Consider the following 23,194-nt stretch of genomic DNA (forward strand, 5'->3'; position numbering starts at 1 on the left):
TTGTTATATATAGAAATTCATCACAGATTGTGGAGGATCGGTTATGCCTTCAACGGGTATGGTCATTGGTCGCTCTGAATGAAATGAAGATGCTGTGATTTGTGGTGAGGAAACAAGCAACCCATATTTTATGATAGAATTTAAAGATATAACTTTAGCGGATAAAGACTTGATACAGTCCTTTACCCTGAACAGCCAGCGTCGTAATTGCGACTTGTCCTTTGCCAACTTGTGTAGCTGGCTCTTCCTGTATCAGACTAAATATGCCGTGATGGACAATTACCTGCTGCTGCGTTTCTATGCGGGAGAAGAATTGGCCTACATGATGCCCGTCGGGACAGGAGATGTGAAACCTGTTCTCGAAGCGTTGATAGAGGATGCGGAAGAAATGGGAGCGAAACTGCGTATGCTGGGAGTGTGCGTGGGCACGAAAGCGGATATAGAGGCAGCGATGCCCGGACGCTTTACTTTTACGGAAGACCGGGATTACTTTGATTACATCTACCTGCGTACTGACCTGGCAACCTTGAAAGGGAAGCGGTTTCAGGCCAAACGTAATCACATCAACAAGTTCAAGAAACAGTATCCTGATTATGAATACAAGCCCTTGACTCCCGGATTGGTTCCCGAATGTCTGAAGCTGGAAGAAGAATGGTGCCGCGCCAATAACTGCGAGGAACAATTGGCATTGGGGGCGGAACGCAAATCCATGACATACGCTTTGAACAACCTGGAGGCGTTGGGACTGACGGGAGGCGTGCTTCATGTCAACGGAAAGATTGCCGCTTTCACATACGGTGCTCCCATCAATCATGAAACGTGGGATACTTGTGTGGAAAAGGCGGATACGGAGATAGAAGGGTCGTATGCCATGATTAACTATGAATATGCGAATCATATCGCCGAACAATATATATATGTAAACCGTGAGGAGGATCTCGGTCTGGAAGGCTTGCGCAAGGCGAAGCTTTCTTACCAGCCCGTTATTTTACTTGAAAAATGTATAGCGGAATTCAATGACCACAAAGAATGAAGTGAAAGCATTATGGAAACTCTGCTTTACTGATAGCGATGAGTTTACCGACTTGTATTTCAAGATGAGATATAAGGATGAAATTAACAGAGTGGTTCGTGAAGACGGAAAGATTGTTTCCGCATTACAGACGATACCTTATCCCATGACTTTCTGTGGCGGGGTGATTCCCACTTCGTATATCTCGGGCGCTTGCACGCATCCTGATTACAGGGAGCATGGAGCCATGAGGCGTTTGCTGAAAGAAACGCACCGGCGCATGTATGAGGAAGGGATTTTATTGGCCTCGCTGATTCCTGCCGAGGAATGGTTGTTCGGATACTATGCCAAGTCGGGATACACTCCTGCTTTCGGGTATGCGGTGGAACAGGTTCGGAGGGACGGATTACACCCTTCGGCCGGTTGTCGGGTGGAGGTATGCGAGTCTCCCGGTGCGGAGCATTATCATTATTTTGATTCCCGTATGCGCGGACGCAGGAGTTGCATCCTGCATTCCCACGAGGATTTTTTAGTCGTTATGGCCGATTTGAATCTGGGCAATGGCAAGTTGCTGATTGCCCGGGAAGCGGATGAAATGGTGGGAATGGCATTTACGGTAATGGATGGTGGTACATTGTATATAAAGGAATTGCTGGCGGATACGGATGCGGTGCGTGATGCTTTATTGTACGACGCTGCCTATATATATAAGGTACAGGCGATGGAATGTTTAGTCCCTTCTTCTGGTCATCCCTTATTCTTGGGAATGGCAAGGGTCATTTGCGCGGAGAAGATGTTGAGGCTCTTTGCCCGTCGATATCCGGCCTTGGAACTCTATCTGTTTGTTGAGGGGGATGAGGTGATTCCTGAGAACAACGGGTATTATACGGTGAAGGATGGAATCTGCCTTCGCGAAAGAATGTACGGAAAGGAATACCAGTCCTGTACATTAGACCGTGTTGCCCGGCTGCTGCTGGAAGCGGAGCAACCGTATATGAGCCTGATGCTGAATTGATTGGTAGCATATCAGTCGTTTCCTTGTCTTTATGATGAAAAACTTGGGCCGCTTTTTCAGTATCGTGAAGAGCGGATGTGCCCATAAGTAGGTATGATGAATTTACGCGTATGTATGCGCAGAGGCGCATGTATGGTTTGGGGGTTACTCTCCTGATGGAATTTCTTCCTCCCTCAGCCTTAAAAATCACCATTAGTGGGGATTGTGCAGGTTATAAATACTTCGCAACTTTGCACACACAAAAGAGAAGATGTAAGAACTGTATTTTAACAGCGTCAGCTGGAATTGACGGGTACTGTTTATTCCAGACGCTCCGGTACTTATCCGTTTTTAACGTTTCATACACTTCGGATAGTGTCCGTCGGGCCTATCTCATTTTTTCTGTAAAATAATTATGGGTTTGAACAGGCTTCTTCTGTGGAGTTGGAGCAATCTTTATTCATATCCGTTACTAGTTGCTGTATGTCTGATATTCCCATGTTAAAATTGCCATGTGATCAGTTTGGGTTTTAGGGGATAGGAATTACAGCATTGGAAGACGAGAAACAAGATCATTGAAAGCTCTGCCGGAGAACCTGTTTTTTTTAGGGTAAATGGAGAATTAATCATTAAATAAGAATTTCTGAATATGAAAAAACTAACTGTTTTAATAATTTGTTTATGCTATGCATTCGCTTCGGCAATGGCTGGCGATGAGAAAACATTGAACAAGTCTGATGCAAACATGATAGGCCATGTGTTGGACAAGGATACGAAAGAACACTTGGCCTATATCACAGTTGCCTTGAAAGGTACCACTGTAGGCACTGTGACCGATGCTACCGGTCATTATTACCTGAAGAACCTTCCCGAAGGAGACTTTACCCTCGAAGTAAGTTCGGTAGGTTATAAAACAGTCAGCCGTAAGGTGCATCTGAAACGTGGGAAAACATTGGAGGAGGATTTTGAACTGGAACAAGATGCCATAGCACTGGATGCGGTGGTTGTTTCTGCCAACCGTAATGAAACCAAACGCAAACTGGCCCCTACACTGGTCAATGTGCTGGATGCGAAATTGTTTGAGCGTACGGAATCGACAGACTTGGCGCAAGGATTGAAATTCCAGCCGGGTGTGCGTGTGGAGACCAATTGCCAGAATTGCGGATTCAGCCAGGTACGTATTAACGGACTCGACGGGCCTTATTCACAAATACTGATTGACTCCCGCCCCGTATTCAGCGCTTTGGCCGGAATTTACGGACTGGAACAGATACCGGCTAACATGATTGAGCGGGTGGAAGTGATGCGTGGAGGAGGTTCGGCTTTGTTCGGTTCTTCCGCTATTGCCGGAACCATCAACATCATCACCAAAGAACCGATGAGTAATTCGGCCAGCCTTTCACACCAGATACGCGGACTGGGAGGCTTGGGGACCTTTGAAAATACCACCAACTTCAACGGCTCTATCCTGATGGATAATAATAAGGTAGGAGTGACCTTGTTCGGACAGACGCGTCACCGTTCGGGATATGACCGTGATAAAGACGGCTATACTGAAATGCCGATGCTGGACGGACGTACATTGGGATTCAGAGCCTTTATAAAACCAAGCAACTATTCGAAGGTTACAGCCGAATACCATAACACGCACGAGTTCAGAAGAGGAGGTGACTTGTTGCATAATGAGCCTCATAACGCTCACATAACCGAACAGTTGGAGCATACCAACAACCTGGGTAGCTTGAATTATACGCTTTTCAGCCCCAATGGGAAACATCACCTGAACGCCTATGCCTCTTTTATGAAGGTAAGCCGCAAGAGCTATTACGGAGGAGATGAGAAACTGGCTTCGGACATACTTACCAAAGGACAAGAAAATCTGGATGCCAAGAAGGACGCGTTTGCGGAACAGTTCAAGAAAGACCATCCGGAATTATCTGAAGAAGAACTTGGAGCAAAGGTGGATAATGAATTTGGACAATTACCTTTTGGCGGACTGGACAACAGCGAAATGGAGACATTGGTGAAGCGCATGGCTTCTTACGGACGTACCGAGGGCATGACCTATATGATGGGCGCCCAGTATTCTTATGACATCGACAAACTGTTGTTTATGCCTTCACAGCTGACCTTAGGGGTGGAATATACCCACGACAAGCTGGATGATATCAGCGGCTACCGTCCCGCACCGATTTCTCAAAAGGTACATGTGCAGAGCGCTTTCCTGCAAAATGAATGGAAAAATGAATGGTGGAGCATCCTTGTCGGTGCGCGTGTGGACAAGCATGCTTTGGTGAAACATGCCATTATAAGCCCTCGTGCCAACTTGCGTTTCAATCCGGTTAAGGAACTCAGCCTGCGCGTAAGCTACAGCAAAGGATTCCGTGCCCCGCAATTGTATGATGAGGACTTACATGTGGACAATGCCGGCGGTGAACTGATTCTTTCCGAGAACTCTTCGTCATTGAAAGAGGAAACTTCCCACAGCCTGAGCGCATCGGCAGACTGGTATCACCGCTTCGGTGCATGGCAACTTAATTTGATGGTGGAAGGATTCTATACACAACTGAAAGATGCTTTCAGTTCCACCCAGCAAGATGCCCCCGGAGGAGGCAAAGTGAAAATCCGTATAAACTCGGATGGCGCAAAGGTATATGGTGGAAATTTGGAAGCTAGAATCGCTTATCTGAACTATGTACAGTTGCAAACCGGACTCACCGTCCAGAAAAGTTTATGGGATAAGGAACAGCAATGGGATGACGGCGATGCGTTTGCCACACGCCGCATGTATCGTACTCCGGACGTATATGCTTATTTTGTAGGTACAGCCAACTTTACCAAGAAGTTTGCACTTACCGTTTCCGGGAACTATACCGGCAAGATGCTGGTGGGGCACCTGATTCCGACCGATGAGGATGGAAAAGTGGAAATGTTCTATAACCAGCCTGCGGCCATTATTCATACTGAACGTCTCCAGAACGGACCGGGACAGACCGTCTCTACTTACGGAGCACGCACCTTCAAGACACCAGGGTTCTTTGAACTGGGATGCAAGCTGTCCTATGATTTCTCTCTGTACAAAATGGCTACGCTTCAAGTGTCTGCCGGTGTACAGAACATCTTCAATGCTTATCAAAAAGACTTTGACAGAGGTCCTTTGAGAGACTCTGCATACATCTATGGGCCGGGAGCGCCGCGCTGCTATTTTGCCGGCATGAAAATAAGCTATTAGTAATTAACCAAGCTTGTAGAGACAGATAATAATCAGATTAAATCCAAGAACGGGAATCCTCTTATTTTTTCACTATTGCCAGATAGGGATTAAGTAAGAGGATTTTTTCAATCATAAAAAGATGAAGGCAAATACCATTAAATTAATCATAACACTGTTGGGGGTGGCTTCTTTCGCGTATGGGCAAAATACACTTACCGTCATGGTCAGGGATAAGGAGGATAAAGAACTGCTGGCGGGAGCCGTTGCCGTTTTGGAACATACGTCCCGGACGGCTGTTTCGGACAAAGACGGGATATTGATCCTTACAGGCATACCCGATGGTGAGCATGAAATTTCTTTCAGCTATGTGGGTTATAAGAGTGACACCCGGACTTATCGCTTTCCCGAAACCGCTTCCGATACGCTCAGGGTATATCTCGTTCCGGATGCGGAAGAGTTGGAAGAAGTGATTGTTCAGGCTACCAGAGGCACGCGCACCATACAAAACATACCGACCCGCATTGAGTTTATGTCTGCCGAGGAACTGGATGAAAAAGCCAGTATGAGTCCCGGTGATATACGTATGTTGCTGAGTGAAAGTACGGGAATCTCCACCGGACAGACCTCTGCAGCTTCGGGAAATGCCACGATCCGCATCCAAGGACTGGAAGGGCGGTACACCCAGATTTTGAAAGACGGTTTTCCTGCTTTTTCGGATGCTGCAAGTGGGTTGGGACTGCTGCAGACGCCTCCGTTGGATTTGAAGCAGGTAGAGGTGATAAAAGGCTCGGCTTCCACCCTCTATGGGGGTGGAGCGATAGCAGGTTTGATCAACTTGGTTTCCAAAGTTCCGGAGGAAAAGCGGGAACTCAGCCTGCTGCTCAACGGAACGACGGGCAACGGGCTGGACACCGGTGTGTTCTGGGGACAGCGTGGCGGGAAAGTGGGTGGAACTTTCCTGGCGGCTTATAACAGAAACTGGGGGTACGCTCCCGGTGGAACCGCTTTTACTGCTATTCCCGCTTTTGACCGATATACGCTGAATCCCAAACTTTTTCTCTATTTATCGCCACATACCGAATTGAATTTGGCTTTGGAAACGATGTTCGAAAATCGTTTGGGAGGCGATATCCTTTATGTGAAGGGAAGGGGAGATAGCGTCCATTCTTACTATGAGCGGAATAAGACTCGGCGACATGCCGTACGGTTGGCTGTGGACCATCGGTGGAATGAACAAAACAGGTTGGCGTTCAAGAGCAGCGTCACTTATGATGACCGGAAAATGAGCGAGCCTGCTTTTCGCTTCGAAGGCAGCCAGCTTTCTTCTTTCCATGAGCTTTCTTTGGTGCAGACTCGCAGCCGTTCTGAGTGGGTAGGCGGAATCAACCTTTGGACGGAGCGTTTCAAAGAACGGAGGTTGTCCGCTTTCCCGTTGAGGAATTACAACCAAGCCACATTGGGGGCATTTGTCCAGAACGACTGGAAAGTGGCGGAGTGGTTTGATTGGGAAGCGGGATTACGCGCCGATTATGTTTCCGGCTACGGGTATGCCCTGCTGCCGCGAGTATCGGCCCATTTTAAAGTAACCGACCGTCTTTCTTCCCGGCTGGGGGGAGGATTCGGCTACAAAGTCCCTACCATTTTTACGGAAGATACCGAAAGACTCCAATATAAAGGTGTGTTGCCGGTAGATAAGAAGCATAGCAAGCTGGAGAGGAGTTACGGCCTGAACTGGGATGTGAATTATGTCACTTCCCTTTGCGATGACCGTGTTTCCTTTAGTGTCAATCAGTTGTTTTTTTATACCTATTTGCAGTCACCGTTATTCTTGCGGGAACTGGAAGGAGGGTTGTATCAGTTGGAACAGTCCGGGCACATGGCTACCCGGGGTGGGGAAACCAATGTGAAGATCGGTTATGAAGACCTGCATTTGTATGTGGGTTATACATTTACGGATGCAGGGACGCATGAAGCGGGAGGCGGCTGTCATGAAAACACGCTGGTTCCCAAGCATCGCATCAATGCCGTATTGATGTATGAGGTGGAAGATAAGTGGAGGATAGGTCTGGAATCTTATTATTTCAGCTCTCAGAAGCTGAATGACAGCAGCCGGGGAAAAGCCTATATGATATGTGGCTTCATGATTGAAAAAATATGGGAGAACTTTTCGCTCTTCGCCAATTTTGAGAACTTTACGGACAGAAGGCAGACCCATTTTGACACCATCAACACAGGCAGTATCACTCATCCGGTCTTTCGTGATATTTATGCTCCGCTGGACGGCTTTGTGATGAACGGAGGTGTTAAATTGAGGTTTTAATCTGTCAAAATACGGGCGTCTGTTTATGAGGAAGAAGGTGTATTAATACTCAACTTTAGAGAAAATGAACCTTTTATTTACTCCTGCAGTCGTTTTGGATATTCATAGCGTTAAATTACATAAATGAAAAAGTTCCTTGTTTCCATTTTGCGGTATGATTGCGGATAATCAGTCTTTATTTAACCAGCAGATATTTTATTTCCGGTTTACTCCGTACACTGCCGTCCGTTGCACTCATGTTCGGGAAGCGGAGTTTATAATAATTGCCGTTTGTGGCTTTTATTTGTCCGCTTGGCAGATACTGTTGTTTAGGCTTCCATTGTTTGGCTCTTCCGGTATAGCTTCCTTCCATCCACTGGACTCGTTATGAGTGAAACTTCCGGAAAAATAGAGCCTGTTTCTGAAACTGTAGCTTGCGGATACATTTTGCATGTGCTTTCTCTGATGGGTGAAAACGTTGTATTCGCTTCTGGTTTAGGAAGATAGAATACTCTTTTTTAGGTATTGCGGCTTCCGCTTGGAATGCGGACTTTTGTAGAATGGAAAAAGTAGATGAAGTCATGAAAGAAACGAATGTGAAGAGAAGGCTTTCAGGTGGAGCTTCCCCGGTTCCGCTCTCTTCGTTGAGTGTGGGGGAGGAGGCGGAGATTGTCGGCATATCCCGCCAATGTACAGGTCCGCAGCGAAGGCGTTTACTGGATTTCGGCATTGTACCGGGGAAGAAAATAAAAGCGGTTCTTCAAAGTGCTTTTGGAGACACTATCGGTTATTTTATCTTAGGGACTGTCGTAGGGCTTAGAAAGGAACAGGCTGGACTCGTTTTTATAAAAAGAGATCATGAATAGAGATAATCAGACTTTGTGCAAGAATTGTCCTGCCTACAACCCCGCAGGACAAAAAATGGAATATCTGGGCACGGCATACGAAGATTCAAATTACAGAATCGCTTTGGCGGGAAACCCCAATACCGGTAAAAGTTCTGTCTTTAATAACCTGACAGGGTTGCACCAGCATACCGGTAACTGGCCCGGTAAGACGGTGACCCGGGCAAAGGGGGCCTTCAGATACAATCATTGTAAATATGAGATAACCGATCTGCCCGGCACTTATTCCCTGCTCTCTACCAGTGAGGATGAAGAGGTGGCCAGAGATTATATCTTGTTCGATAAACCCGATGTGACGGTTATAGTGGTCGATGCTACCCGCCTGGAAAGGAACTTGAATCTGGTTCTGCAGATATTGGAAATAACGGATAAGGCGGTGCTTTGCCTGAACCTGATGGACGAAGCGGTGCGTAACGGAATCCGGATAGACATACGTGCTTTGTCCAGACGGCTGGGAATACCCGTAGTGCCTGCTTCCGCCAGACGGAGAGAAGGAATGGGGGCTTTGCTGGAGGCCATAGAGGAGGTCGTGACCGGTACGTTTCAGTGCAGGCGTCATTCCATCGGAGCCCGTCCGCCCGAACTGCAAGAAGCGATTGTGGCGCTGAGGCGGAAATTAAAGGAATTTTATCCGGACATACAGAGCCCGGATTGGATTGCGTTAAGGTTGCTTGAAGGAGACAGGCGCATCACTGATGCCTTGAAAAACAATGCCTGGTATGTACAGAACACCTCTGTAGATGGTATGCGGAATGCAGAGGAGGTGTTGGAACTGGCGGCCTCATTACGCCGGAACACCGGTCGGGATATACACGACGGGATAGTGGAGGCTATTTATAAAAAAGCAGCGGTGATAGCCGGGGAATCCGTATATCAGGGAAGCGGAGATAAGGTCTATGCCAAAGACCTGCAGATAGACCGGATTGTGACCAGCAAGCGTTGGGGATTTCCCATTATGTTCTTGCTCTTGGCTTTGGTGTTCTGGATAACCATCATCGGAGCCAACTATCCTTCCGGCTGGCTCTCGGATATTTTGCTGGAAAGGTTTTATCCGTTGCTGAAAGAATGGACGGTCATGGCTGGCTTTCCCTCCTGGCTTACGGGAGTCTTGATTGATGGAGCCTATCTGGCGGGTGCATGGGTCATTGCCGTAATGCTTCCGCCCATGGCCATATTCTTTCCTATGTTTACGTTATTGGAAGATTTGGGCTATCTTCCCCGCATCGCGTTTAATCTGGATGGCATTTACCGCAAGGTGGGCGCCCATGGCAAACAGGCTTTGTCTATGAGCATGGGCTTTGGCTGTAATGCGGCAGGAGTGGTGGCTGCGCGTATCATTGACAGTCCTCGCGAAAGGTTGATAGCCATTATTACAAATAATTTTTCATTATGCAACGGACGGTGGCCTACGCAGATTCTCATAGCCGGTATTTTCATTGGCGCGTGCGTGCCTCCCGCGCTGGATGGCGTGATCACGGCGGCTGCTGTTATATTTGTGGCCTTGCTGGGCATTGCCCTCAGTTTCGGGGTGTCGTGGATGCTCAGCCGCACGGTGTTGCAAGGCGAAGTTTCCACGTTTAGTCTGGAACTGCCCCCTTATCGTCCTCCGCGTTTCTGGCAGACACTCTATACTTCGCTGATAGACCGTACTGTTTTTGTGCTTTGGAGAGCTGTCATTTTTGCGTTGCCCGCCGGTGTGGTGATATGGCTGGTGGCGAATATCCGGATAGGAGGGGTCAGCCTGGCGGTGCATTTCATTGACTGGTCCGATCCTTTTGCCACCCTGTTTGGTTTGAACGGTGTGATTTTACTGGCCTATATCATTGCCATTCCTGCCAATGAAATAGTGATTCCTACGATATTGATGCTGACCGTCATTCATACTGGCATTACCGGAGTGGGTAGCGGTACCGGAGTGATGTTTGAACTGGATTCTGTACCGGGAACGGCCGCTATCCTGTATGCCGGAGGATGGACATTGCTAACCGGCATCAATGTGATGTTTTTCAGCCTGTTGCATAATCCTTGCTCTACCACTATCTTTACCATTTATAAAGAGACAGGCAGTGTGAAATGGACTTTGGTCGCCTCCCTGCTGCCTGTCGTAATGGGGCTTGTCCTTACATTTATTGTAGCCCAGGTATGGTATCTGTGTGGCTAGCGGGGGCAGATAGGGGGGAGTTTTGCCGGAGGCCGCATGGGGGCTTTCAGTCCTCTTTCGTCAAGATACGTTCCAGTTCTTCCGCTGTCAGCCTTAGATGGAACTGCCCTTTATAAGCCACGGAGATACCTCCTGTCTCTTCTGAGACGATAATGGCCAGTGCGTCTGTTTCCTGTGATACGCCCATGGCTGCCCGATGCCTTAATCCCAGTTCCTTAGGGATATTCAAGTCGTGGGATACTGGGAGAATACAGCCGGCCGCCTCTATCCGTTTGTGGCGGATAATCATGGCTCCGTCGTGTAAAGGACTGTTCTTGAAGAAAATATTCTCTATCAGCCGCTGGTTCACATTGGCGTTGATGATTTCTCCTGTACGGATGATATCATTCAGCGGCACAGCTTTTTCAATGACAATCAGTGCACCCACTTTCCCTTTGCTCATGCTCATGCAGGCAAGTACAATCGGCATGATGTCCGCTTTCTCTGTCTTTTCCTGTTTGTTTCCTGTCAGGAACCGGAAGAAACGTCCCAACTGTTTGTGCGAACCCAGTGTGACGAGGAACCGGCGTATGTCATCCTGGAAAAGAATGATCAAGGCCAGGACACCTACACTGACCAGTTTATCGAAGATAGACCCCAGCAGTTTCATTTCCAGCACCTGAGACACAATCAGCCAGATACCTATAAATACCAGGATGCCGATGAAGATATTGATAGAGCCCGAATCTTTCATCAGACGGTAAGTCTGATAAAGCAGATAGGCTACCAGCAGGATATCGATAAGGTCTTTTATACTAAAATCAATAAACATCTTTCTTGAATTAAAAATTGAATATTAAGAATTAAAAGGCGGCGGAGTCTTTCATCTTCTGTACTATCTTCACGGTTTCCACAGCCGCCTTTACATCGTGCACTCTGAGGATGTCCGCTCCTTTTAGCAGGGAAATGGTATCCAGTACCGTTGTTCCGTTCAAGGCGTCATCGGGGGTGCCGCCCAGCAGCTTGTAAATCATTGACTTGCGCGACACACCGACCAGTAACGGAAGTTCGAACAGGCTGAACTCTTCCAGGTGGTTCATCAACTGATAATTATGTTCTACTGTTTTTCCGAAACCGAAACCGGGGTCCAGAATAATATCTTTTACTCCTAAATTGCGTAATTTCTGTACTTTTTCCGAAAAATAGAAGAAGACTTCTTTCAACAGATTGTCATAATGCGGATTCATTTGCATGTTTTGCGGTGTGCCTTGCATGTGCATGATAATATAAGGTACTCCCAGCCGGGCAATCGTGCCGAACATCTGCGGGTCCATTTCGCCGGCGGCAATGTCATTGATGATTGCCACTCCATACTCCTCCACACACATCCGGGCTACATCCGCACGGAAAGTGTCAACGGACACCACACAGCCGGGATGATGGCGGTTGATGATTTCCAGTCCGGTACGCAGGCGGCTCATCTCTTCCCCGGGGCTGATGTGTTCGGCATTGGGGCGTGAGGAGTAGGCACCTATGTCAATGATGGAAGCTCCCTCTTCCAGTATTTGGGAGGCGCGGCTGATTATATCTTTTTCCGTTTGCTGCCGGCTGCCGGCATAGAAAGAATCGGGCGTCACATTCAGGATTCCCATTACTTGCGGACGGGAGAGGTCCATCAGTTGCCCGTTGACATTGATGTATTTGGCGGTTTTAGTTTCCATTGTTTACGGCTCGTCATTTAGGTTGTACAAAAGTACGCACAATTCTTGAGTTTTTGTTATATCATGAATTATTTTTCAGTTATCTTTGTATCAACTTAATTTAAAAGCAAAGCGAAAGATGGATATTTCAGCTTTATATAAGTGTTTTACGGAATGCGGCAAGGTGACTACCGACAGTCGCAATTGCCCCAAGGGCTCTATGTTCATAGCCCTGAAAGGGGAGACATTCAATGGAAATGAATTCGCGCTTCAAGCATTGGAAAAAGGTTGCCAGTATGCTGTGGTGGACGAGAAAGAATATGCGGCCGATGGTAATCCGCGCATCCTGTTGGTGGACGATTGCCTGAAAGCGTTGCAGGAATTGGCTAACTATCACCGGCATAAGCTGGGAACCCGTATCATCGGTATCACGGGTACAAACGGAAAGACCACTACCAAGGAACTGATAGCTTCTGTGCTGCAAAAAAGGTTTGAGGTGCTTTATACACAGGGGAATTTGAACAACCATATCGGTGTTCCTCTGACTTTGCTGAGGCTGACTCCCGAGCATGAGCTGGCTGTTATCGAGATGGGAGCGAACCATCCGGGTGAAATCAAGGCGCTGACCCGCATCGTGGAACCGGATTACGGTATGATCACGAATGTGGGTAAGGCACATCTGGAAGGTTTCGGATCTTTCGAAGGAGTCATCAAGACCAAAGGCGAGTTGTATGACCATCTGCGTTACAATGGCAAACATATTATTTTTATCGACAAGGACAATGAGTATCTCACAGCTATCTCTCAAGGGCTTACCCGTATTTGTTATGGACTGGAAGGGGGTGAAGGCCTTTACATCTGCGGCAAGCTTGGCTCCTGTGCTCCGTTCCTTTCGTTTGAATGGGAGCACGAGGGACAGAAATTCGAAGTGCATACCCACCTTATCGGCAGCTATAATATGAAAAATGCATTGGCTGCCATTACGGTAGGTCGGTTCTTCAGTGTTCCGTCCCGACAGATTTGTGAAGCATTGGAGGCGTATGTTCCCCATAACAATCGTTCGCAGTTGACGGAAACCATGGACAATAAATTGATAGTCGATGCATACAATGCGAACCCCACCAGTATGATGGCGGCTTTGGAGAATTTCCGGTTGATGGATGTCGCTCATAAGATGGTTATTCTGGGTGATATGAAAGAGCTGGGAGAAACCAGTCATGAGGAACATCAGAAGATTGCGGATTATCTGGGTGAATGTGATTTTGAGCGAGTGCTTCTGGTTGGGGAGGAGTTTGGTAAAGTGCTTCCGCCCTTTGAACATTTTAAAGATGTGGTTGCATTGAAACAGGTGTTGGAAAGATATAAGCCGAAAGGATATTATATTTTGATTAAAGGTTCCAACAGTATGAAGTTGGGCCAGCTTCAGGAAATATTATAGTTAACCGGTTGGCAGTTTCATTCACAGTAGGAGGATACCCTATAACCGTCAGGCTAAGTCGGCAGATGGCGCTGTTATCCACTGTAGGGGCGCATTGAATGCGCCCGATAACACTCTGAGAAGTGTATTTGTGGATGCATTACTCCCAAGGTCGTGACCGATGGTTCGGGCGGAAGCATTCCGCCCCTACAGTGGGTGGAAACGACAATTGCCGGTTTGGCTTGACGGCTATGGGGCACTCCCCACCTCTACGGTAAATGTAATTTTTGATGTAATGACTTGCAGTAAATCCTGCCTTTTCATGCAAGCTTTCTTCTTTTTTAGTTCTCTGAATTTTTCTTTAAAATAGATATAATAATCGGTTTTGACCGTTTTTTGCCTCTTTACTGCCGAATTATTGATCCCTACTATGACAGAAATCAGTTACTTTTGCAGCGTTATCAATAGAATGGCTATGAAGAACTTATTTTTACTAATCGCATTATGCTGTATCGCTTTTTCTGCTCATTCCCAACGGCTGGTAGAGGTAGGGAAAGGGTTCAGCAGCACTTCGGTAAACGCCACCGTATTCCGTAACAACTCCATCGTGACACATGGAGACACCCAATACATTTCTTATTATGACGCTGACGGTTGGCTGATGCTGGGCAAACGCCGGCTGGGTACCGAGGAGTGGACTTTGTACCGTTCGCAATATAAAGGAAACGTACAAGATGCACATAACATTATCAGCATGATGGTAGATGGCGACGGCTATCTTCATCTTTCTTTCGACCACCACGGGCATAAGCTGAATTATTGCCGCAGTATTGCTCCCGATACCCTTGTTCTGGGAGATAAAGAACCGATGATAGGCCATGAGGAAGAAGATGTGACCTATCCTGAGTTCCATTTGCTGGCTGATGGAGATTTGCTTTTTGTTTATCGCTCGGGCGCTTCCGGAAGGGGAAATATGGTGATGAACCGGTATGATGTGAAATCCCGCAAGTGGGAGCGTGTGCAGGATGTCCTTGTGGACGGAGAAAACGAGCGCAATGCCTATTGGCAGCTGTATGTGGACCAAGTGGGAACCATCCATCTTTCCTGGGTGTGGCGTGAGACCTGGCATGTGGAAACCAATCACGATTTATGCTATGCCCGTTCTTTGGACGGGGGGAAAAACTGGTATAAGACCAACGGACAGAAGTATGAGCTTCCTATCCGTTTGGGCAATGCCGAATATGCCTGTCGTATTCCTCAGAATGCCGAACTGATAAACCAGACCAGTATGAGCACGGATGTCGCAGGTCATCCATACATCGCTACCTACTGGCGCAGTCCCGATAGTGATGTCCCCCAATACCGCATCGTCTGGCACGATGGTGTGAAGTGGCACAGCCGTCAGGTTTCCAATCGCAAGACTCCTTTCTCCTTGAAAGGAGGAGGGACCAAGATGATTCCCATTTCCCGTCCCCGGATGGTGGTGGACAACGGAGAAGTGTACTATCTGTTCCGTGACCAGGAACGTGGCAGCAAAGTTTCCATGTACTATACCAAAGACGTACAGTATGGTGAGTGGCGCGTGAAGGACCTGACGGATTTTCCCGTAAATGCATGGGAACCCAGCCATGACACGGAGCTGTGGAAAACGAAGAAACAACTTCATATTTATGTGCAGGACACCCGTCAGGGAGATGGCGAGAAAATGGTGGAAACCGAACCGCAAATGGTGTATGTGTTGGAACTGTAAATCAATGTGCCAATTGGCCAATGATCATGCGGCACATAGCGCAGGCACATTAGCAAGTTGCCACATAGTGCAAGCAAATTGGCAAATAGATAAATTATTAATATGATGAACAAATTATTGAAGCAAACCCTTGTTTGTGCGGGCGCCTTGTTGCTTTCCATGCAGGTTGCCGCCAAGCCCTCTTCCGAAGCCAAGGAAGTACGGGGGATTATAGACAAGGTAAACACTTATTGGCAAACGCATAACAAACCCGAAGTCCGTTCGTTTTGGGACAATGCCGCTTACCACACCGGAAACATGGAGGCATACTTTCTGACCGGTAATGAAAACTACCGTGCATATTCTGAAGCCTGGGCCATGCACAATGAATGGAAGGGAGCCAAGGAAAAGGATAAATCTAAATGGAAATACTCTTACGGCGAGAGTGATGAATATGTATTGTTCGGAGATTATCAGGTTTGTTTCCAGACGTATATCGACCTTTATAATATCCTTCCGGACAACTATAAGATAGCCCGTGCCCGTGAAGTGATGGAGTATGAGATGAGTACACCCAATCAGGATTACTGGTGGTGGAGTGACGGTCTGTATATGGTAATGCCTGTCATGACCAAACTGTATAAGGTGACGGGCAATCCTCTCTATCTGGACAAACTGTATGAATACATCACTTATTCAGACGGCATCATGCTCGACCGGGAAACCGGCCTGTATTATCGGGATGCCAAATATGTTTATCCCAAGCACAAGACTCCCAGCGGAAAGAAGGATTTCTGGGCACGTGGTGACGGATGGGTGCTTGCCGGACTGGCGAAGGTGCTGAAAGATCTTCCCGCAGATTACAAACACCGTTCTTTCTTTGTTGATAAGTATGTGAAACTGGCCGAAGCAGTCGCAGCCATCCAGCAACCGGAAGGTTATTGGACCCGTAGCATGATGGATCCCACCCATGCTCCCGGACCGGAAACCAGCGGAACGGCTTTCTTTACTTATGGCTTCCTTTGGGGAATCAACAATGGCTATCTGGATGAGGCAGTGTATAAACCGGTGGTAGATAAAGCATGGAGCTATTTGACAAAGACTGCTTTGCAGAAGAATGGCAAGATTGGTTACGTACAGCCGATTGGCGAGAAGGCCATTCCGGGACAAGTGGTCGATGCGGATTCTGAAGCTAATTTCGGGGTAGGCGCTTTTCTGTTGGCTGCTTGTGAATATGTCCGTTATCTGGAAGCTCCTAAAAATCAAGACCGTGCCTACTGGTGCAATCTGCTTTATAAGATGGCATCTCCCGTACTGAGCAATATGGCGGAAGGTAATCTGAAAAAGAATATGCTGGTAGAGGTGAGCCCTAACTGGGATGGACGTAACAAAGGGGTGACTTATATGGAAACCTTCGGACGCCTGATGGCAGGTGTCGCTCCCTGGCTGACACTTCCCGATGATGATACAGAAGAGGGACAGATGCGCAAGCAACTCCGTGAATGGGCATTGAAAAGCTATGCCAATGCGGTGGATCCTGCCAATCCCGACTATCTGTTGTGGAGAGGACACGGACAGGCTTTGGTGGATGCGGCCTACGTGGCCGAAAGTTTTCTACGTGCCTACGACCAGCTTTGGATGCCTTTGGATGATACAACCAAGAAACGTTATTTTGAAGAATTTACCCAGTTGCGCCGGGTGGACCCGCCTTACACCAACTGGCTGCTGTTTTCTTCTACCATCGAGAGTTTCCTGGCAAAGGCAGGAGCGGAATGTGACGAATACCGTATCAATTCGGCTATCCGCAAGGTGGAGGAATGGTACACGGGAGACGGCTGGTATGCGGACGGCCCTTCTTTCGCTTTCGACTATTATAGCAGTTATGTCTTCCATCCCATGTATCTGGAAACGTTGCAGGGCATGAAGGATGCAGGGAAATACACTCGTATTCATTATAAAAAATATTATGACCGCGCTTTGAAACGTGCCAGGAAATTCAGCCTTGTACTGGAACGCTTGATTTCTCCTGAGGGTACTTTCCCGGTATTCGGCCGTTCCATTCCTTATCGTCTGGCTACCATGCAGCCCTTGGCGCTGATGGCTTGGTATCAGCAGCTTCCCGAAGGGGTGAGCAACGGACAGGCGCGTGCCGCACTGACTTCTGTGATGCACCGGATGTATGACAACACCGAGAACTTCAATGAAGCGGGATTCCTGACCATCGGTTTTGCAGGCCGTCAGCCCAATGTGGCGGATTGGTACACCAATAACGGCAGTCTGTATATGACATCACTGGCATTCCTTCCGCTGGGGCTTCCTGCCGCACATCCGTTCTGGACAGATGCCGCACAACCTTGCACACAAGCCAAGGCATGGGGCGGACAACCTTTCCCGAAGGACCATCACTGGGGGGATGATATACGTACTTGGGATTTATTCTGATTGTTTTCAGACGCGGATGACGCAGGTGATACGGATAAGTATAAAAACAACTTCGTATCATCTGCGTTGTTCGTGTTTAAAAAATAAAAGCTTTGTGTCATCTGTATCTGAAAATGGCAAAAAGATAGTAGCTTTGCATCCATGAAAACAAAATTTCTCCCTATTCTGAGATGTATAGTGCCTGCATGGCTTCTTCTGTGCATTGTACTTTGCCGTTTTTTTCCTGTCATGGCCGAAGGGTATGCCCGTCATATCTATCCGTGGCTGTCGGCGGTGTTGTCCGCTACAGCTTCTGTTTTCCCTTTCTCCTTGGAGGAGATGCTGGTGGTCGGAATCATTTTATGGATGATTATGTATCCTTTTCTCAAACGCCGGAAGAAGAAAAGCTGGAGATTCATTGTAGGTAGGGAAGTGGAGTTGCTGGCATGGGTCTATATCTGGTTTTATCTGGGGTGGGGCTTGAATTATTTCCGTTACGATATTTACCGGCGGATGGAGGTAGAGCCTGCCGGTTACGACGAACAGGCATTCCATCGTTTCCTTGTTTCCTATACAGATAGTCTGAATCAGTCCTATACGGCTGAGGTGAAAACGGATCCTGAAAGGGTGCGGCAGGAGATAAAGGAGATTTACCGGCAGGTTCCGTCTATGTATGGTTTGGCTCTTCCCCGGGATTATCAGCATCCGAAGCAGGTGTGGTTCAATCCGCTTTATTCGGGTGTGGGAGTATTGGGATATATGGGTCCTTTTTTTGCGGAGTCGCAATTGAATGAAGAATTACTTCCTGTGCAATGGCCTTTTACGTATGCCCATGAACTGTCTCACCTGTTGGGGGTAAGTAATGAGGCGGAAGCGAATTATTGGGCTTACAGGGTTTGTCGCTCTTCAATGCGGCCGGCGGTGCGTTATAGTGCCTATTTCGGTCTGTTACCCTATGTGCTGGTCAATGCCTCTTCTGTGTTGACGGAAGAGGAGTTCCGTGAATGGGTTAAGACGATCCGTCCCGAAGTGGTGAAGGATTATGAATATAAACGTATGTATTGGAATGAGCGTTACAGTACCCTGCTGGGTGAAGTGCAGAATCAAATTTATAACCTGTTCTTAAAAGGTAACAACATTCCTTCCGGCAGAAAGAATTATGCGGAAGTGATCGGGATGCTGCTTTCTTTGGAAGAAAAGTAAAACTCTAAAGAAGAACCTTTCAGGATGATTCCAAACAATGATCAGCATCCGCGCGGAAGTCTATTGTTTCTGTTTCACATAATCCGAAGGCGACATTCCGTATTCGTCCTTGAAACATTGGCGGAAATAGGCCACACTGCTGAATCCTATCATATAGGCTATTTCTGAAATCGTATATTGTCCGTACATCAGCAGTTCCGCTCCCTTGCGCATTTTTACCTTACGGATAAATTCGTTGGCAGACATGTCCGTCAGTCCCTTTATCTTGCGGTAAAGGGTGGAGTGACTCATGCACATCTTGTCGGCAATGAAAGCGATATCCATCTTTTCCATTTCCAGATTCTCTTCGATGATCTGCGTGATTTTCTGCAAGAATTCATTATCCAGTTTGTTTAACGAACTCACGGCGCTTTCCTGCTTGGGCTGTGTGTCCGCCAGTGCCAGCAGAGAGGCTATTTTCTTACGGTTTTCCAACAGGTTGTTGATGCGGCTGTGCAGCAGTTTGGCACTGAACGGTTTGGTCAGGTAGGAATCTGCTCCGGATGCATATCCTTCTTCCTTGTCCTGTAACGAATCCTTGGCCGTCAGTAAGATGACGGGGATATGGCTGGTGCGCATATCCTCTTTCACCCGCTTGCAAAGTTCGATACCGTCCATGACCGGCATCATGATATCGCTGACAATGATGTTGGGTATTCGCCCCTGTGCCAGTTCCCAGCCTTCCTTGCCGTCCTTGGCGGTGATTACTTCATAGAATTCAGTAAAAGAACTCCGGATATATTCCCGTATGTCGGTATTGTCCTCTACCACCAGCACAATGGGATGATTTTCGGTGGGGGTATCGGCAACGGTGGTTTCCTCGGCATCCGTCGGTTTCTTTTCCATATCATGTTGTGCGTGGATAGCGTTGGGGTATGTATTCTCGGTGAGCAGCCGCAGGGTGAATGTGGTTCCCGTATCCAAGGCACTTTCTACTTTCAGGATTCCTTCGTGTAACTCGCTCAAGCCTTTGACCAGGGCAAGCCCGATGCCCGAACCTGATGCCTGGTATTTGCTTTTTGCCTGATAATAGCGGTCGAAAATGTGCGGCAGCGCTTCGGCGGCAATGCCGTGTCCGGTATCACTGACACTGATTTCCGTGTATTTTATCTGGTTCTCTTCTACCGAACGGAGCGATAAGGTGATATCTCCCTCGGAAGTATATTTGGCGGCATTGCTCATCAGGTTGTCCAGTATGATGGTGATCATGTCCGCGTCATAGAAGATTTCCGTATCTTCCGTTTCGATATGAATATGATAATTTACTTTGTTATTGGAATTCAACTCTTTGTAACGCAATCCCACTTCCTGTACCAATTGTCCCAAATCTCCCTTGTCCACAGATAATTTACGGTTCTGGGTTTCGGTCTTGCGGAATTCCAGTATGCGGTTTATCAGATTCAGCAGACGGGTGGCGCTATCATGAATGATGCTGATTTTGTTGGCGTGTTTGGGAGATAAGGTGGCATCACTCAGCAAGTCTTCCAACGGGCCGAGGATCAGCGTGAGCGGAGTACGTAGTTCGTGGGTGATGTTGGTGTAGAAGCGCAGGCGTTCTTCGTTCAGTTCCTGCTTGTTCAGGCTTTGCTTGCGCTCCACTTCCAATGAGCTCTCTAAGTCCAGTTTGCGCTTATAGAAACGTGAAACTCCGTAAATGATCAGTATTATCAGCAAGACGTAAATTAGTTTGGCATACCAGCTCAACCAAAATGGAGGGGTGATGCGGATATGCAGTGTGGCTTCGTCCTTTTCCCACTCTTGGTTTCTTAAACGTGTTTTTACTTTAAAAGTATAATGCCCGGGTGGGATATTTCTGAAAATAATTTGCTTTTCACCTTGTGTATTGTACCAAATGTTTTCCAATCCTTCCAAGATGTATGAAAATTCCACTTGCGAGCTGACAGCATAGTCTAGTACATTGAATGAAATCTTGAATGTATTTTGATTATAAGGGAGCTGTATGTTGGTATCGGTCAGTGGAAGGGGATGTTCCGCATCTTTGCTTTCTGTTTGTTTGTCGTAAATAGAAAATTGTGTGATGGTGACCGGTGCCGGTTTGCGAATAGAGTTGACTTTACTGGGAGTAAAGTAACAGGCTCCACCTTGTGAGCCGAAATAGAGGATTCCGTCAGCGGAAATGCAGGTAGATCCGTCCATGAAGTCTCCCATGGGTACTCCGTCATAGTGGTTGTAATTGTAGAAAGTCTTTGTCTTCTCGTCCAATCGTGAGATTCCGGCATTGGTACTGAGCCAAATGGTTCCGTCATGGTCTTCCTGTATGGCGCGTACATTGGCGTTTTGCAGTCCTTCTTTCGTCCCATAATGGGAATAATCTTCCAGATGGCTGGCGTCTCGGAAAACCAGAATTCCGTCATTAGTCCCTACCCAGATTCGTTTACGCGAATCTTCCATCAAATAATTGACAGAGCGTATGGGGAAACTTTGCTCTGTCGTCAGTTTTCGGAACAGTTGTCCTTTTTCATCGAACAGAAACAATCCTTTGGCTCCTATCCATAGTTTGCCGTTCTTGTCTTTCAGAATGCTTCTTATTCCTTTATTGGTCAATAGGCTGTTAATTTTATCTTCTTGTGTCAGCTCCCGGTTATAGGCGGAATAAAGTCCGCTTTGGGTACCTATCCACATTTTCCCGTTCGTATCTTCGTAGAAGCATAGGATGTCCAGGCTTCCATCTTTATCATCTCCGATACAGGTTATGCGTTTGGTGTCCGGATGATAGATAGCCACACCATGTTTATGGGTACCCAGCCACAAATCACCGTGCTTGTCCTGATGGAAGACGCTGACGTGTGTTTGTTTGTTCAGGTGGCACTGATTCAGGGGGATGAGTTCTATTTTTTTCCCTTCTTTGTAAATGCCAAGTTCGCCTTCTCCACCCAGCCATATTTGCCGGTTGTTGTCCGCCCATAGTCCCCAGACTTGTTTGTTGCAGTTATGTTCATACTTTTCTGTTTGGTAGGTGATAGTATTGAACAGGGGTTGGCTATGACTGATAAAGTCTATTCCTCCCCGATAGTTGCCTATCCATATATTTCCGAAAGAGTCCTGGATGATGCTCTGTGCATTGGGACTGGACAAACCGTGTCCGTCATTGCTGGCCGTGATACGGGTAAAGCTGGCTTGTGCCGGAGGGGTGAATGTATTCTCGGGCAGGTTGAAGATGCTGACTCCGCCCAGATAGGTGGAGATCCATAAAGTGCCGTCATTCATTTGTTTGATATCGGCTACTTGGTTACCTAACAGGGAGTGTTCATTATCCTCCATTTGTCTGAAAGTAGTGAAACTTTCTTTTTGTGGGTTGAATAGTACCAGTCCGTTATTGGTGCCTAACCAAATATTGTGGCTTTTATCTTTATAAATGACATTTATGCTGTTATCGGGCAGACTGTTCTGGTTTCCGGGATCATGTCGGTAGTTCTTGCAAAGGTTGTTTTTGATCGAGACAATGCTCAGCCCTTTGTCGCTGTGGCCGATGTATAAGTTCCCGTTTCCGTCATCGACGGCTGTGTGGAAAGGTCCTTCTAATCCCGGTACTGTCTGTGGAGTATAGCAGGTGGTGTCTTGTGCGGACCAATGTATGACCCCTGCGGTATAATGGGTAATCCACATACCGGAGTCGGTGGCGGTGGCCAGTCCCGTGACGTTTTTGTCCAGGTGGCTTAGTGGAGTGGCATGGGGCAGCATGCTTCCGGTGGGATAGTCAAAATAGAACAATCCTTGATCAGTTCCAACCCATACGTTATCGTTCGTGGGATCGGCCAGCAGGCTGTTGATCCAGTTTTGCTCTGTCCTATGACTGTCTTGTCCGTAGAGAATGAATTTTTGTCCATCGAACCGGTTCAGTCCTGATGAGGTCGCTACCCAGATATATCCTTTTTGGTCTTGGATAATTTTTTGTGTATAGTTGCTGGACAGTCCGTCTTCCACCCCCAGACGTTTAATGGTATAAGGCTGTGCTGATATTTTCTCAAAGCTTGAAAGTGAGACGATAAAAAATAGAGTAATAATGAACGGTATGTTTTTCATGAGAATATTGATTTGTGTATGGCAAAATTAGCATAAATCTTTGATATGACATACTGACGGAGGGGGAAGAATTCGGC

Annotated in this window: 14 protein-coding genes; 10 read left to right on the top strand and 4 right to left on the bottom strand. The window is 47.3% G+C overall.

The annotated features are described in order from the left end of the window. The first annotated feature begins 130 nt into the window (after positions 1-130). From ACYQ0C_RS02290 to ACYQ0C_RS02305, 4 genes are all read left to right on the top strand, one after another. Positions 131-1,033: a DUF2156 domain-containing protein gene (locus ACYQ0C_RS02290; RefSeq protein WP_016275432.1), complete on the top strand. Its 903-nt coding sequence runs from the start codon at positions 131-133 to the stop codon at positions 1,031-1,033. Continuing rightward, positions 1,017-2,027, top strand: coding sequence for a GNAT family N-acetyltransferase (locus ACYQ0C_RS02295; protein ID WP_016275433.1), 1,011 nt, complete (start codon positions 1,017-1,019; stop codon positions 2,025-2,027). The genes ACYQ0C_RS02290 and ACYQ0C_RS02295 overlap by 17 nt, the downstream gene beginning before the upstream one ends. A gap of 628 nt (positions 2,028-2,655) precedes the next feature. Beyond that, positions 2,656-5,238, top strand: coding sequence for a TonB-dependent receptor (locus tag ACYQ0C_RS02300; RefSeq protein WP_016275434.1), 2,583 nt, complete (start codon positions 2,656-2,658; stop codon positions 5,236-5,238). A 121-nt stretch (positions 5,239-5,359) separates the two neighbouring features. Beyond that, positions 5,360-7,540, top strand: a complete 2,181-nt coding sequence (locus tag ACYQ0C_RS02305) for a TonB-dependent receptor (protein WP_025077024.1) — start codon at positions 5,360-5,362, stop codon at positions 7,538-7,540. 175 nt (positions 7,541-7,715) lie between these two features. On the opposite strand, the gene ACYQ0C_RS02310 is transcribed toward ACYQ0C_RS02305, so the two are convergent. Beyond that, entirely contained in the window at positions 7,716-7,892 is a 177-nt protein-coding gene (locus ACYQ0C_RS02310) for a hypothetical protein (RefSeq protein WP_016275436.1), read from the bottom strand. Positions 7,893-8,079: 187 nt separating this feature from the next. Between ACYQ0C_RS02310 and ACYQ0C_RS02315 the strand changes: the two genes are divergently transcribed. Together ACYQ0C_RS02315 and feoB are read left to right on the top strand one after the other, a co-directional pair. Next, positions 8,080-8,385, top strand: a complete 306-nt coding sequence (locus ACYQ0C_RS02315; RefSeq protein WP_081642365.1) for a FeoA family protein — start codon at positions 8,080-8,082, stop codon at positions 8,383-8,385. Next, positions 8,378-10,585: a ferrous iron transport protein B gene (gene feoB / locus ACYQ0C_RS02320; RefSeq protein WP_016275438.1), complete on the top strand. Its 2,208-nt coding sequence runs from the start codon at positions 8,378-8,380 to the stop codon at positions 10,583-10,585. The genes ACYQ0C_RS02315 and feoB overlap by 8 nt, the downstream gene beginning before the upstream one ends. Positions 10,586-10,631: 46 nt before the next feature. On the opposite strand, the gene cdaA is transcribed toward feoB, so the two are convergent. Beyond that, positions 10,632-11,396 carry a diadenylate cyclase CdaA gene (cdaA, locus tag ACYQ0C_RS02325; RefSeq protein WP_016275439.1) on the bottom strand — a complete coding sequence of 255 codons (765 nt, stop codon included), beginning with the start codon at positions 11,394-11,396 and terminating at the stop codon, positions 10,632-10,634. 31 nt (positions 11,397-11,427) lie between these two features. Beyond that, positions 11,428-12,285 (bottom strand): dihydropteroate synthase, encoded by an 858-nt coding sequence (gene folP, locus ACYQ0C_RS02330; protein ID WP_016275440.1) that lies wholly within the window; start codon positions 12,283-12,285, stop codon positions 11,428-11,430. Between the two features lie 118 nt (positions 12,286-12,403). Between folP and ACYQ0C_RS02335 the strand changes: the two genes are divergently transcribed. From ACYQ0C_RS02335 to ACYQ0C_RS02350, 4 genes are all read left to right on the top strand, one after another. After that, entirely contained in the window at positions 12,404-13,702 is a 1,299-nt protein-coding gene (locus ACYQ0C_RS02335; RefSeq protein ID WP_016275441.1) for a UDP-N-acetylmuramoyl-tripeptide--D-alanyl-D-alanine ligase, read from the top strand. Positions 13,703-14,156: 454 nt separating this feature from the next. After that, the gene (locus ACYQ0C_RS02340; RefSeq protein ID WP_025077026.1) at positions 14,157-15,431 is read left to right on the top strand and encodes an alpha-l-rhamnosidase; all 1,275 of its coding nucleotides are present in this window, start codon (positions 14,157-14,159) and stop codon (positions 15,429-15,431) included. 105 nt (positions 15,432-15,536) lie between these two features. Further along, complete coding sequence (locus ACYQ0C_RS02345; RefSeq protein ID WP_016275443.1) at positions 15,537-17,852, top strand: DUF2264 domain-containing protein; 2,316 nt, start codon at positions 15,537-15,539, stop codon at positions 17,850-17,852. Between the two features lie 141 nt (positions 17,853-17,993). Next, positions 17,994-19,034 carry a DUF3810 domain-containing protein gene (locus ACYQ0C_RS02350; RefSeq protein WP_016275444.1) on the top strand — a complete coding sequence of 347 codons (1,041 nt, stop codon included), beginning with the start codon at positions 17,994-17,996 and terminating at the stop codon, positions 19,032-19,034. A gap of 60 nt (positions 19,035-19,094) precedes the next feature. On the opposite strand, the gene ACYQ0C_RS02355 is transcribed toward ACYQ0C_RS02350, so the two are convergent. Further along, the gene (locus ACYQ0C_RS02355; protein ID WP_016275445.1) at positions 19,095-23,117 is read right to left on the bottom strand and encodes a hybrid sensor histidine kinase/response regulator transcription factor; all 4,023 of its coding nucleotides are present in this window, start codon (positions 23,115-23,117) and stop codon (positions 19,095-19,097) included. Positions 23,118-23,194 lie beyond the last annotated feature (77 nt).

The organism is Phocaeicola sartorii JCM 17136 = DSM 21941 (assembly GCF_054653615.1).